This is a genomic window from Pseudomonas sp. NPDC088885, from assembly GCF_044750025.1.
GTDB lineage: Bacteria > Pseudomonadota > Gammaproteobacteria > Pseudomonadales > Pseudomonadaceae > Aquipseudomonas > Aquipseudomonas rustica.
The window spans coordinates 275,138-288,054 of sequence record NZ_JBIVJB010000002.1 but is presented as its reverse complement, the minus strand read 5'-3'; the positions used below and the strand labels follow the sequence as shown (position 1 = coordinate 288,054).

14 protein-coding genes, 1 tRNA gene and 1 pseudogene are annotated in these 12,917 nt (G+C 57.9%); 7 read left to right on the top strand and 9 right to left on the bottom strand.

The features are described 5' to 3' along the window. Window positions 1-47 precede the first annotated feature (47 nt). A tRNA-Arg gene (locus tag ACIP1X_RS03660) sits at window positions 48-124 on the bottom strand. Between the two features lie 276 nt (window positions 125-400). Between ACIP1X_RS03660 and folD the strand changes: the two genes are divergently transcribed. After that, complete coding sequence (gene folD / locus ACIP1X_RS03655; protein ID WP_053121798.1) at window positions 401-1,255, top strand: bifunctional methylenetetrahydrofolate dehydrogenase/methenyltetrahydrofolate cyclohydrolase FolD; 855 nt, start codon at window positions 401-403, stop codon at window positions 1,253-1,255. A gap of 230 nt (window positions 1,256-1,485) precedes the next feature. Further along, window positions 1,486-2,424: a D-alanyl-D-alanine endopeptidase gene (gene pbpG, locus ACIP1X_RS03650; protein ID WP_053121800.1), complete on the top strand. Its 939-nt coding sequence runs from the start codon at window positions 1,486-1,488 to the stop codon at window positions 2,422-2,424. 200 nt (window positions 2,425-2,624) lie between these two features. Here the strand turns inward: pbpG and ACIP1X_RS03645 are convergent, their stop codons facing one another. The 3 genes from ACIP1X_RS03645 to ACIP1X_RS03635 all read right to left on the bottom strand — a co-directional run bounded on the left by ACIP1X_RS03645 (window position 2,625) and on the right by ACIP1X_RS03635 (window position 3,811). Beyond that, the gene (locus ACIP1X_RS03645) at window positions 2,625-2,831 is read right to left on the bottom strand and encodes a hypothetical protein (RefSeq protein WP_053121802.1); all 207 of its coding nucleotides are present in this window, start codon (window positions 2,829-2,831) and stop codon (window positions 2,625-2,627) included. A 12-nt stretch (window positions 2,832-2,843) separates the two neighbouring features. After that, window positions 2,844-3,050: a DUF6021 family protein gene (locus tag ACIP1X_RS03640; RefSeq protein ID WP_053121804.1), complete on the bottom strand. Its 207-nt coding sequence runs from the start codon at window positions 3,048-3,050 to the stop codon at window positions 2,844-2,846. 89 nt (window positions 3,051-3,139) lie between these two features. Further along, a complete protein-coding gene (locus ACIP1X_RS03635) occupies window positions 3,140-3,811 on the bottom strand; it encodes a peptidase C39 family protein (protein ID WP_282357044.1) in 672 nt (223 codons plus the stop codon). Between the two features lie 234 nt (window positions 3,812-4,045). On the opposite strand from ACIP1X_RS03635, the gene ACIP1X_RS03630 reads away from it, so the two are divergent. Next, entirely contained in the window at window positions 4,046-4,213 is a 168-nt protein-coding gene (locus ACIP1X_RS03630; protein ID WP_400749420.1) for a hypothetical protein, read from the top strand. A gap of 247 nt (window positions 4,214-4,460) precedes the next feature. Here ACIP1X_RS03630 and ACIP1X_RS03625 read toward each other — a convergent pair whose 3' ends face one another. Further along, the gene (locus ACIP1X_RS03625) at window positions 4,461-5,210 is read right to left on the bottom strand and encodes a TerC family protein (protein ID WP_053121808.1); all 750 of its coding nucleotides are present in this window, start codon (window positions 5,208-5,210) and stop codon (window positions 4,461-4,463) included. A gap of 30 nt (window positions 5,211-5,240) precedes the next feature. Beyond that, a complete protein-coding gene (locus ACIP1X_RS03620; RefSeq protein ID WP_053121810.1) occupies window positions 5,241-5,483 on the bottom strand; it encodes a hypothetical protein in 243 nt (80 codons plus the stop codon). Between the two features lie 236 nt (window positions 5,484-5,719). Between ACIP1X_RS03620 and nhaR the strand changes: the two genes are divergently transcribed. Further along, the gene (gene nhaR, locus ACIP1X_RS03615) at window positions 5,720-6,619 is read left to right on the top strand and encodes a transcriptional activator NhaR (RefSeq protein WP_212545707.1); all 900 of its coding nucleotides are present in this window, start codon (window positions 5,720-5,722) and stop codon (window positions 6,617-6,619) included. On the opposite strand, the gene ACIP1X_RS03610 is transcribed toward nhaR, so the two are convergent. Then, window positions 6,614-7,777, bottom strand: a complete 1,164-nt coding sequence (locus tag ACIP1X_RS03610; RefSeq protein WP_212545706.1) for an MFS transporter — start codon at window positions 7,775-7,777, stop codon at window positions 6,614-6,616. The two genes, nhaR and ACIP1X_RS03610, sit on opposite strands and share 6 nt — an antisense overlap. 337 nt (window positions 7,778-8,114) lie before the next feature. On the opposite strand from ACIP1X_RS03610, the gene sstT reads away from it, so the two are divergent. Both sstT and ACIP1X_RS03600 read left to right on the top strand, forming a co-directional pair. Next, window positions 8,115-9,347, top strand: a complete 1,233-nt coding sequence (sstT, locus tag ACIP1X_RS03605; protein ID WP_400749418.1) for a serine/threonine transporter SstT — start codon at window positions 8,115-8,117, stop codon at window positions 9,345-9,347. Window positions 9,348-9,745: 398 nt separating this feature from the next. Beyond that, window positions 9,746-10,892 (top strand): annotated as a pseudogene (locus ACIP1X_RS03600) (integrase core domain-containing protein). Window positions 10,893-10,964: 72 nt separating this feature from the next. On the opposite strand, the gene ACIP1X_RS03595 reads toward ACIP1X_RS03600, so the two are convergent. Continuing rightward, a complete protein-coding gene (locus ACIP1X_RS03595; RefSeq protein ID WP_053121818.1) occupies window positions 10,965-11,474 on the bottom strand; it encodes a DUF1993 family protein in 510 nt (169 codons plus the stop codon). A 126-nt stretch (window positions 11,475-11,600) separates the two neighbouring features. Here ACIP1X_RS03595 and ACIP1X_RS03590 point away from each other — a divergent pair, with 126 nt between their 5' ends. Next, the gene (locus ACIP1X_RS03590) at window positions 11,601-12,248 is read left to right on the top strand and encodes a YceH family protein (protein WP_400749416.1); all 648 of its coding nucleotides are present in this window, start codon (window positions 11,601-11,603) and stop codon (window positions 12,246-12,248) included. A 137-nt stretch (window positions 12,249-12,385) separates the two neighbouring features. Here ACIP1X_RS03590 and ACIP1X_RS03585 read toward each other — a convergent pair whose 3' ends face one another. After that, on the bottom strand, window positions 12,386-12,904 hold the full coding sequence (locus ACIP1X_RS03585) for a cupin domain-containing protein (protein WP_400749433.1): 519 nt from the start codon (window positions 12,902-12,904) through the stop codon (window positions 12,386-12,388). Window positions 12,905-12,917 lie beyond the last annotated feature (13 nt).

Here is a 12,917-nt window from a genome sequence, read left to right as displayed (position 1 = left end):
CTGAGCTACGCCCACCATATCGCGTTACTTGTGCCAAAGCTGCCTAATGGCGCACCCGGCAGGACTCGAACCTGCGACCATCCGCTTAGAAGGCGGATGCTCTATCCAGCTGAGCTACGGGCGCCTTATTAATCTGTACTCTAAAAGAACTACAAACTAAGTGCTTTCCAGTCTTCGCAAAACCGTAATCCTGCTCGACCTTCTTAACCAGTGCTAGGCTGTGCCCGACAAGTGCGACAAATAGTATAGAGCGCTCCGAAGGTCGTCAAATCCTTTTTGAAAAAAATTCATTTAATTAAAGGAGTTAGGGGAATTTGCTGACCAAGCGCCTTTGCCCTCACCGCCCGACATGCGAGAATGCGTTCTCTTTTTTTCCCCTCTCGATGGTTAATCACGCGCAATGACTGCACAACTAATCGACGGCAAATCGATCGCCGCCAGCCTGCGCCAGCAGATCGCCAAACGAGTTGCCGAGCGTCGCCAGCAAGGCCTGCGCACTCCCGGCCTCGCGGTGATCCTGGTCGGCAGCGATCCTGCCTCTCAGGTTTATGTCTCGCACAAGCGTAAAGACTGTGAAGAGGTCGGCTTCCTCTCTCAAGCCTACGACCTGCCCTCCGAAACCACGCAACAAGCGTTGACCGATCTGATCGATCGCCTCAACGACGACCCTGCGATCGACGGCATCCTCCTGCAACTGCCGCTGCCCGAGCATCTGGACGCCTCCAAATTGCTGGAGCGCATTCGCCCGGACAAAGACGTCGACGGTTTCCATCCTTATAACGTCGGCCGTCTGGCCCAGCGCATCCCGCTGCTGCGCCCGTGCACGCCTAAAGGCATCATGACCCTGCTGGAAAGCACCGGTGTTGATCTTTATGGTCTGGACGCCGTGGTCGTTGGCGCTTCCAACATCGTCGGTCGCCCGATGGCGATGGAACTGTTGCTGGCCGGTTGCACCGTGACCGTGACCCACCGCTTCACCAAGGATCTGGCCGGCCACGTCGGCCGTGCTGATCTGGTGGTCGTGGCCGCCGGCAAGCCGGGCCTGGTCAAGGGCGAATGGATCAAGGAAGGCGCGATCGTCGTTGACGTCGGCATCAACCGTCAGGACGACGGCAAACTGGTCGGCGATGTTGTTTACGAAACCGCCCTGCCCCGCGCTGGCTGGATCACGCCAGTCCCGGGCGGTGTTGGCCCGATGACCCGTGCCTGCCTGCTGGAAAACACCCTCTACGCAGCAGAAACCCTGCACGCTTAAGACTGTTTTTTCGCAGCATCAAAACCCCGCCCCGTGCGGGGTTTTTCGTATTCGAGAAAAAACTATAACCGTTCGCCGGAAACCCCTCTTTTTACAGGCCTTTTCACGAGATTTTCAGGTCGTTCAAACAACCATCGACAGATCTTCAGCCATACTCCTAGAATGCGACGCTTTGAAGAAATAACCCGTTACAAACTAACGGAATATCCAACCTTTATGAGTTCGCCCGCGTGAAAATTCGTCTTTCGATTCTGAGCCTGTTTTTTGCTTTCACAGGCACATTCATCACGCCAACGATCAACGCTGCGGAAACCACCGCTGCCCCGCGTGACGCTTCGACCCTGAAGATCGCTTCCGGCAGCGCCCTGCTCATGGATATGCAGACCAACAAAGTCATTTATTCCAGCAACCCTGACGTGATCGTGCCGATCGCTTCCGTCAGCAAGCTGATGACTGGCCTGGTGGTGGTTGAAGCCAAACAGAACATGGACGAATGGATCGATGTCGACATCAAAAACACGCCAGAGATGAAGGGCGTGTTCTCCCGAGTCAAACTGAAAAGTGAACTGCCGCGCCGCGAGATGCTGCTGATCGCTTTGATGTCCTCGGAAAACCGCGCCGCCGCCAGCCTCGCGCATCATTATCCGGGCGGTTATGCAGCCTTTATCGCGGCGATGAACGCCAAGGCCAAGGCGCTGGGCATGACCAACACCCACTACGTCGAGCCGACCGGTTTGTCCGAGCGCAACGTTTCCACGGCGCGGGATTTGAGCAAGTTGTTGGTCGCAGCGAGCAAGCACCCGATCCTCACTGAACTGACGACCACCAAGGAAAAGACCGTGTCGTTCCGTAAACCCAATTACACCTTGGGTTTCCGTAACACCGATCATTTGGTCAACAAGGCTGACTGGGACATCAAGATCACTAAAACCGGCTTTACCAATCCTGCTGGTCACTGCCTGGTATTGGTGACGCGCATGGGCAATCGCCCGGTGGCGCTGGTGATTTTGGACGCGTTCGGCAAGTACACGCATTTTGCCGATGCGAGCCGGATTCGTAGCTGGGTTGAGACTGGGCGCAGTGCCAGTGTTCCGGCGGTGGCGCAGCAGTACAAGGCCGACAAGAACCTGAAGAATCGCCAGAGTGGCGTGGTTGAGGCTTCGAAGTAGAACGTCTTATTGAGGTTTTCACTCTTGGCTGTGGCGAGGGGATTTATCTGTGGCGAGGGGATTTATCCCCGATGGACTGCGCAGCAGGCCCTTCTTTTAAATCAAAAGCGGGGGGCCGCTTCGCGACCCATCGGGGATAAATCCCCTCGCCACAGATAAATCCCCTCGCCACATTTAGATCTCACTAAATCTGAGAGACCTCAATCATTCGGCAACGGCATCTGTTCATCATCAGGTATGCCATCCCCCTTGCTCGGATCCCGCTCCAGATCCGGCGTCAGCACATTCGGCCGGGCCAGCGGATCGCGCAGCGGACTGTCCGGATCCAGCACTGGATCAACTTCAGGCTCAGGCGTCGTCGGTACGCTGTCAGGTTTTTGATCATCGAAGCTTGAATCGGTACTCATACGCACCTCACATCAAGGTTTCAGATTGGCTAACGGGTCGTAGGGTTTGGCCGGTTTTTTGTCGTCGTCGCCGGGCTTCACGTCTTTCGGCGCCTTGGCCGGGCCAACGGGATCGACTTGCGGGTCGTCGAGATCCGGCGAATCGGGATCGAAACCCAGGTCATCGCCCGAGGAATGCTCGGATGAATGCGGGCCTTTTGGGGATGTGGACTCTGCCATGCTTGCCTCCTGATTCACCCGCGAAATCGGGTTATAGAGGTAAGAGGCTTGCCGGACACAGACGTGCCCGGCAGATGACGAACGGAGAACTAGTGAGCCGCCAAGGCCTTTTTGGCCTGCGCCGCTTCGTTTTCCTGACCGGCCTGCGCCAGTTCATCGGCCGCTTTGAGCCAACGCGCGCGATCCACCGCAGCGGGAATCTGCGTCGGTTTTTGAATCAGAATTGCCCAGCCGCCGGATTTTTCGAAAGCTGATTCAAAGGAGGCAAAGTCCATCAACTCGCGACGGTTCATGCCGGCACGCAGCAGGACTTTCTGTTTATTGCGGTCGTAGCCGGAAAGGATCGCATATCGCGGTTCCGCCCAGAACGCCGAGCCTTCGCTGAAACGCACCATCACCGGGTAACCGGCCGCCACCTGAGTCAGCAGCGCGGGCAGATTGCTGTCCAGCGGATAGACGACCATGCCGTATTCACGGGCAAGGTTCTGAATGTTCTGCTGCAACTTGTCTTCAGCGCCCGGCACATGCAGCGGTTTTTCCAGCAAACCCGGGGTGATCACCACGCCCTGCTGCGACAACAGACTGGCCAATACCTGCGGCCCGCTCTGGAAGGCCTGCCCCCGATAGAACCTGCCACTGAGTTCGACACGCTCCGGCAAACGCTTGACCTCCGGCGCCACACTGCCCGCACACCCCGTCAATGCAGCCACGCAGCCAGCCACCAACAGCGCCGCACACACTCGAGAAAATACCTGCACCATCGTTGCTCTCTGTTCAGACGCCGGTCATCGTGTTCCGGCAAGGTCACCGATCATAGGGCGGCAAACCGCTGCGGTATAGCCTTAAACCGCAGGGGCGGGGATTGCATAGAGCAAACTGATTAGTCATCACCGACCTTTGGTCAATAGCGTGTAACACCCGGGCAACTAGACTGTCAGTGAAACAGAGCGAACTGAAAAAGAGTGAGCCCGACGCAGGGCAAAGAGGAGGCACTGATGAGCCTGACCATGACCATTATGATGTTGATTGCCGGTTGGCTGGCCGTGGCGGCGGCCATGCTGTGGGGGGTGTTGCGGATTTCGCGGCGGCACCATCATCCGGTTGAGCCTGCGAAGGTTGAGAAAGCTGAGAAGCAGAGTGTTCGGCACGCTACGGCGCATTAGGTCGCCGAAAAAGCCCCTCACCCTAGCCCTCTCCCGGAGGGAGAGGGGACTGACCGAGTTGTTTGCGAGAGGTGTCCCGACCTGAAATATCTCGTTGAACTCAGGTTTTGAAGCCACCCAAATCGGCCCCCTCTCCTTCGGGAGAGGGCTGGGGTGAGGGGGCTCGATCTAAGCCTCACCCACAAAACTCCAACCGAAAAAAACCGCCTGCGCTCCGAGAGCCCAGGCGGTTTTTCACTTCTGGCGTTTAAGCCTGCGCAGCAAGTTTCTTCTGCTTGGCACGACGCGACAACATGTTCAGCACCTCGATACCCGCCGAGAACGCCATGGCCGCGTACACATAACCTTTCGGTACGTGGGCGCCGAAGCCTTCGGCGATCAGGGTCATACCGATCATGATCAGGAAGCCCAAGGCCAACATCACCACAGTCGGGTTGTCGTTGATGAACTTGGCCAGCGGATCAGCCGCCAGCAACATCACCAGCACCGACACCACCACTGCGATGATCATGATCGGCAAATGTTCGGTCATGCCGACCGCGGTAATGATGCTGTCGATCGAGAACACCATATCAAGCAACAGGATCTGACCAATCGCAGCAGCAAAGCCCAGAGTCACGGTCGACGTGGCCGACTTTGGATCTTCCGGTGCCGGATCCATGCTGTGATGGATCTCGGTCGTGGCTTTCCAGACCAGGAACAGACCACCGGCAATCAGGATCATGTCCTTCCAGGAGAAGGCCTGGCCGAGGATGTCGATCACCGGTTCCGTCAACTGCACGATAAACGCGATGGTGCTCAACAGCGCCAGACGCAGGATCAACGCCATGCCGATACCGATACGGCGGGCCTTCTGCTGGTACTGCTTAGGCAGCTTGTTGGTCAGGATCGAAATAAAGATCAGGTTATCGATGCCGAGCACGATTTCCATCACCACCAGTGTGGCCAAAGCAACCCAGGCGGTAGGGCTGGCGGCGAGTTCTAACAAATATTCCATGGGTCAGTCCTGACTCTTTGTGTGACTAAATTAGATGGTCTTGGAGGAAGATTCGGATTCGTCCGAGTCTTTTTCCGGGGTTGGTTTTTTCTCGATCAGCCCGCCGGTGGCATCGCTGAGCGCTTGCTCGGCAGCTTTATGGGTGTCGTCGATCGCCTGTTTGGCGCTTTCGGCGGCTTTGCCCATCAGTTGCTGAGCGCTTTTTTCGGCTTGATCGCAACCGGCCAGAACCAGTAAAGACGCAATCAACAGTGCAGTGCTTTTGAATTTCATGAGGCTTCCTTCGAATGAACAGACAGGCTCACAGACCGGCCGTCGATGGCTGGGCATTCTAGGGAGGTGAACACTTCAGGAAAATTCGTATTTTTAGCGGCTATACTTCGGTTTTTACGAACTCACACACTATTCAATGTAGGAGCTGCCGCAGGCTGCGATCTTTTGATGTTTTTTTTAAGAGCAAGATCAGAAGATCGCAGCCTTCGGCAGCTCCTACACGGGGGGGGCGGCGGATGCTCAATTACCGACAACTGCATTACTTCTGGGTCGTGGCCAAGACCGGCAGCATCGTGCGTGCATGCGAGCAGCTGAACCTGACGCCACAGACCATTAGCGGGCAGATTTCCCTGCTCGAACAAACCTACGGCATAGAGTTGTTTCGGCGCGTGGGTCGTCAACTGGAGTTGACCGAAGCCGGGCGCCAGGCCCTGCCCTACGCCGAGCAGATGTTTCAACTCGGCGGCGAACTGGAGCTGATGCTGCGCGCGCAGCCCAACGAACAGCAGATTCTGTTCCGCGTTGGCGTGGCGGACGTGGTGCCGAAATCCATCGTTTATCGCCTGATCGCGCCGACCATGGAGCTCAGCGAGCCGCTGCGCATCACCTGCCGCGAAGACAAACTCGAACGTTTGCTCGCCGACCTGGCGATCCAGCGTCTGGATCTGGTGATTTCCGACAGCCCGATGCCCTCGCACCTCGACATCAAGGGCTACAGCCAGAAGCTGGGGGAATGCGGGATCAGTTTCTTCGCCACCGCCGAACTGGCGGCGAAGTACGGTCAGGATTTCCCACGCAGCCTGCACGGTGCGCCGCTATTGATTCCCGGCGCCGAAACCGTGGTGCGCAGCCGTTTGCAACGCTGGTTTGCCGAACAGCAGATTCAGCCGCAAATCGTTGGGGAGTTTGATGACAGTGCCTTGATGCAGGCATTCGGCCAATCCGGCAGCGGGATTTTTATTGGCCCGAGCGTGATTGCCGATGAAGTGAAGCGCCAATACGGCGTCGAGTTGATTGGCCAGACCGACGCGGTGACCGAGTCGTTCTACGCCATTTCGGTGGAGCGCAAGGTCAAGCACCCCGGCATCGTTGCGATTACCGAAGGTGCCCGACGCGAGCTGTTTACCGCGTTATGACGCTTCGGCGCAGACTTCGCGCGGCTTCAGCGTCATCAACACCATGGCCAGAAACACCGAGAGCAGGATGAAACCGGCAGCCGCAAAGCCAAGAAAGCCCAGACCTGCACCGTCGATAACCCGGCCACCGACCATGGCGCCCAGGCCGATCCCCAGATTGGCCCCGGCGATATTCAACGACGCGGCAAAGGCCGGTGCTTCTGGTGCGGCTTTCATCAGGCGCACATGGCTGACCAGAAACAACGCTGCCTGGGTAATACCCCAAATACCCATCGCCACCGCCAGCCCCACTGGCGAATGAATGTTCGGCACCAGCGAGACCATGCCGGCAATCATGAATGCGCAGAACAACACCGACGCGCCCAGCGGGTGCTTATCCACTGCGCGACCGCCCAGCGAGTTGCCGATCAGCCCGACCGCGCCGAAGCCCATCAGGCACCAGCCGACCACGGTGCCGTTGAAACCGGCGAGGCGCTCAAGGATGTCGGCCAGATAGGTGTAGGCGGTAAACATGCCGCTGAACACCAGAATCGACAGGGCGATATGGCCGATCATCAGCGGGCTGCGCAGGATCTTGAATTGCGAAGCGAAGCTGACCTGATGCTGGTGCAGGCTGGTTTTCGGCAGGTACACAAACAGCAGCAAAGCCTTGGCAAACGCGATCACCGCGAGAATGCCGAAGGCACTGCGCCAGCCGAACGCATCGGAAATCAGCGTGCCGACCGGAATGCCGAATACCGTGGCGCAGACAATACCGAAACCGATCTTGGCAATCGCGCGACCGGCGAAATCCGGGCCGACGATGTCCACCGCTGTTTCACTGGCCAAAGCCCAGAACACCGGCAAACCAAGGGCCGGGATCAATCGGGCAAACGCCATCACCCAGATATTCGGCGCCAATGCTGCAACCGTGTTGGCGATGCCGAACATGATCAGGATGCTGATGAACAACTTGCGCCGTTCAAATCGGGCGAAATACGCGGTGAGGAATGGCCCGAACAGCGCCACCGTGAAGGCGAACAACGTCACCAGCAGCCCGGCCTGCGGGATGCTGACCTCAAGGTCGCGAGCGATCGCCGGCAGCAAGCCGACGATGACGAATTCCGTGGTCAGCACCGTAAAACCGGCGGCGGACAACAGAAGGATGGGTAACAGCATGGGTAACTCCAGCAAAACGACGACACCAGCGTTGACCCGAGGGCCCGCTGGCAGAACTTTAAAATTAGGATGCGCAATCTTAACAGAGTGTGTCCGCAGTGACTTGCACAAACCTGCCGACTTTGCCCGCCAATCGGGTGGCAGATCGTCACACGCCTGAAGGATAACGCCTACGCTGTGATAAAGTCCGCGCCCTGAAAAACGTACACCCCTGATCAACCGCCCGTTTAACGGCGTTGATATCGCCTCACCCTTTCGGTTCGTAACGCTGGTCTGCCCCCGAATTTGCCAGCGCGTTCACTCAACCTTGCGCCTATAAAAAATCAGAGATGCCGTTATGACAGCTTCCTCCCCTTCTCTATTGCAACGCCTGAAGAACCTGAGCCTCGTCGCGCAGATCCTCATCGGCCTGATCGCCGGTATCGCTTTGGCGCTGTTCGCCCCGGAAGTCGCGAAAGACACAGCGTTCATCGGCAAAGTGTTTGTCTCGGCGTTGAAAGCCGTCGCACCGATTCTGGTGTTCGTGCTGGTGATGGCCTCGATTGCCAACCACAAACACGGTCAGGAAACCCATATTCGCCCGATTCTGTTCCTGTACTTGCTGGGCACCTTCGCCGCTGCCGTAGTGGCCGTGGTCGCGAGCATGGCGTTTCCATCGCATCTGGTGCTGTCCACCGAAAACGTCGCGGTGACGGCGCCGGGCGGTATTGGTGAAGTGCTGCAGAGCTTGTTGTTGAGCGTGGTGGAAAACCCGGTGAAGGCGCTGATCGAAGCCAACTTCATCGGCATTCTGGCCTGGGCGATCGGCATGGGCGTAGCGATTCGTCATGCCGGCGACACTACTCGCGAAGTGCTCGGTGACCTGTCCAACGGCGTGACCTTGATCGTGCGCGTGGTGATTCGCTTCGCACCGCTGGGTATTTTCGGTCTGGTGGCGTCGACGCTGGCGAACTCGGGTTTCGGCGCGCTGATCGGTTATGCGCACCTGCTGGCCGTGTTGCTCGGGTGCATGCTGTTTGTGGCGCTGGTGATGAACCCGCTGATCGTGTTCTGGAAACTGCGTCGCAACCCGTATCCGCTGACCCTGATGTGCCTGCGCGAAAGCGGTATCACCGCATTCTTCACCCGCAGCTCGGCGGCGAACATTCCGGTCAATCTGGAATTGAGCAAGCGTCTGGGCCTGCATGAAGACACCTATTCGGTGTCGATCCCGCTCGGCGCGACCATCAACATGGCGGGCGCGGCGATCACCATTACCGTGCTGACCTTGGCGGCGGTGCACACACTGGGCATTGCCGTAGACATTCCGACAGCGATTCTGCTGAGCGTGGTCGCGGCGATTTGTGCGTGCGGCGCTTCGGGTGTGGCGGGTGGTTCGCTGTTGTTGATTCCGCTGGCGTGCAGCCTGTTTGGGATTCCGAGCGAGATTGCCATGCAGGTGGTGGCGGTCGGTTTCATTATTGGCGTGTTGCAGGATTCGGCGGAGACGGCGTTGAATTCTTCGACGGACGTGCTGTTTACCGCAGCGGCTTGCCTGGGTGAAGAAGAGAAAGCCCAACGCACCGCATGACCTTACCCTGTGGGAGCGAGCTTGCTCGCGAATGCGGACTGTCAGGCGAAGATGATGTCGACTGACCCGCCCTCTTCGCGAGCAAGCTCCGCTCCCACAGAAAAAACAAAAGCCCGCCATGGTGTGAACCTTGGCGGGCTTTTTTGTGGCGGAGATCTTTTCCCCCTCACCCCAACCCTCTCCCCCAAGGGGGCGAGGGGAAAGGGAGCTGATCTGTGTGCTGTTCAAAACGATTGTTCGACTTGATATTTCAGGTCGGTGCAGCTCGAACAAACAACTCCGTCAGTCCCCTCTCCCTCCGGGAGAGGGTTAGGGTGGGTAAAGACCGGGTACATCCTTTACGTTTGAGACCGGGGACATGGTTTACAGGTATCAATCATGGTCAGGAGGTGCTGACCATGCCCTGGAATCAAGAGTCCCCAATGGATCAACGAGTGAAGTTAGTCAGCGACTGGCTTGGCGGCAGTTACACCAAGAGCCAATTAAGCCGGCGCTATGGCGTCAGCCGTCCGACCATCGACAAGTGGCTGGAGCGATACGCAGCGTTGGGCGTAGATGGCTTGAAAGAGCAATCGCGCAAGCCGTTGAACTGTCCTCATCAAACGCCCGACGAAATCATCGCCAAGTTGCTGGCCAAGAAAAACGAACATCCCGATCGGGGACCCAAACAGATCATTGATCGCCTGCGCGTTTCCGATTCGCATATCCAATGGCCGGCGGCGAGTACCGCCGGGGAGTGGCTGAAGAAAGCTGGTTTGGTGGTGGCGCGACGGCCCTATCCCCCGCGTCCCCGTGCTCCAACACATTTGCGGCCGGTCGACGCGCCCAACCAGACTTGGTGTGCTGATTACAAAGGGCAGTTCAAAATGCAGGACGGTAATTGGTGCTACCCGCTGACCATTACCGATCAGATGAGCCGCTTTTTATTCGTCTGTCGCGCTTTGCCCAGTACGCACGGAGCGCCGACGCGGGAAGGCTTCGAGTGGGCTTTTCGAGAATATGGGCTGCCGGATGTGATCCGCACTGACAATGGCGCGCCTTTCGCGTCGACAGGTCTGGCGCGACTTTCGAAGTTATCGGTTTGGTTTATCAGGCTTGGAATCCATGTCGAAACGATTACGCCAGGCCGTCCCGACCAAAATGGTCGTCATGAACGGATGCATCGAACGTTAAAGGCAGCAGTGCCACCGGCGGAGAACCTGGTGCGCCAGCAGTTGGCTTTTCAGGATTTCATCCAAGACTTCAACCACCCACCGACCGCATACCGCGCTGGGCATGAAACCACCGGCATCTGTCTATAGCCCGTCGATACGCGCTTATCCGGGTTACTTGCCTGCGCTTGAATATGGTTCCGATGTTGAAGTGCGCAAGGTTCGGTCAAATGGGGAAATCAAATGGAAAGGGCAGCTGATTTTTCTAGGAGAGGCTCTGATTGGAGAGGACATCGCGCTGAAGGAGGTGGCTGATGATGCTTGGGAACTGTACCTTTGCAGCCACTGTTTAGGCAGGCTTGAAAGGGGCGCCAAACGCGTTTCAAGCCTGTAAAGGTGTAAACGATGTCCCCGGTCTAATTTGTAAAGGATGTACCGGTCTCTACAGTGAGGGGCTTCTGGCCGCTTAGAACGCGCCCATGTAATCGCGCTTGCCCACTTCCACACCGTTATGACGCAGCAGCGCATAAGTGGTGGTGACGTGGAAGAAGAACTGCGGCAGGCCGTAAGTCAGCAAGTACGACTGACCGCTGAAGCGCTTCTCTTTCGGCGTGCCCGGACGGGTCACAATTTCGATGCCTTCCTTGCCATCGATCTGCTCTGGCTTGATCTCGCCGATGAAGGCCAAGACCTTGGCGATCAGCGCTTGCAGCTCGGCGAAGGAGGTTTCAGTGTCGTCATACTTCGGCAGTTCGACTTCAGCCAGACGCGCGGAAACGCCTTTGGCGAAATCGACGGCGATCTGTACCTGACGGGTCAGCGGGAACATGTCCGGGAACAGACGCGCTTGCAGGAACGCGTTCGGGTCGATGTTTTTCTCGGTGGCGTGGGCTTCAGCCTTTTTCAGCACATCGCTCAGGGCGTTGAGCATTTGTTGAAAAACCGGGACGGATGCGGCGTACAGGGAAATGGTCATGGCAGTCTCGTGTGGTGGCTGGGTGGAACAAGGAGGCGATTATAGCCATGCTTTGATGACCGCACGGCTTGCCTTTTGTTTGGCAAGGATTAGGCTAGGCGGCTTCGACTGCAGAGGGAACGCGCGATGACCACAGAACCAGAATCCACCTTCGACGAGCCACGGCTCAACGCCACGGAAATCCGCATCCTCGGCTCATTGATCGAGAAACAGGCGACCAGCCCGGAAACCTATCCGCTGACCCTCAACGCGCTGGTCACAGCGTGTAACCAGAAAACCAGCCGCGAACCGGTGATGAACCTGACCCAGGGCCAGGTCGGACAGAGCCTGCGCGCCCTCGAAGGTCGCGGTTTTGCCAAACTGGTCATGGGCAGTCGCGCCGACCGCTGGGAGCACAAGGTCGACAAGGCGCTGGAACTGGTGCCGGCGCAGGTGATTCTCAGTGGTTTGATGTTTCTGCGCGGCCCGCAAACCGTCAACGAACTGCTGACCCGCAGCGGCCGCATGCACGATTTCGAAGATGTCGAGCAGGTGGTGCATCAACTTGAGCGCCTGATCGCGCGCGGGTTGGCGGTGTTGATTCCACGTCAGGCCGGGCAGCGCGAGGATCGCTATACCCATGCGCTGGGCGATCCGGCGGATATCGAGGCGATTCTGGCGGCGCGCAGTAATCCGCAGGAACGTGGTGCGAGTGGCGGTGTTTCGCTTGAGCGTATCGAAGAGCTGGAAGCACGCATTGCCGCGCTGGAAGAGCGCCTGGCCCGCCTCGAATAACCAACGCAGATCAAACTGTGGGAGCGGGCTTGCTCGCGAATGCGGTGTGTCATTCAAAGGTGATTTGACTGATCCACCGCATTCGCGAGCAAGCCCGCTCCCACAGAGGATTAGTCATCCAATTCAGGATCTGTGGGCTATTCGCCGTCCCAGTAATCCACGCCATCAGCCTGCCGCGCCACGGCGACGAAACCTGAGGCATTGCCCTCGGCATCGACCGCAAAGCTATCCATCACCGCGTATTTATTCGAATCCGGGTACTCACAGATCTCCGGCTGCTGCTGGGTGCTCACCGCCAGATAACGCAATTCCGCCTGACTGGTATTGATGATCTGATGCGCCTTCTCCGGCCCACCCGGTGGACAGGCAATCACATCACCCTCGCGAATCGGAAAGCGCTCGGCACCAAGGCGCACCTCGCCCTCGCCGGCCACCACGTAGAACATTTCCTCATTGACCCGATGGCTGTGAAACGGACTGCCGCGCATGCCGGGTGGCAAGGCGTAGAGGCGATAGCCGAGTTTCTGTGAGCCAAGCTGCTGACCGACCCGCGCCATGCGTTGCTGATAGCGGCTCGCGGTTTCGCCTTCAGGGGCGAGGGCTTCGGGTAAGGGTTCGAGTTCGACCTGATGCAGGTTGAGGATGGGCGGATGCATGGGGGCCTCGGTC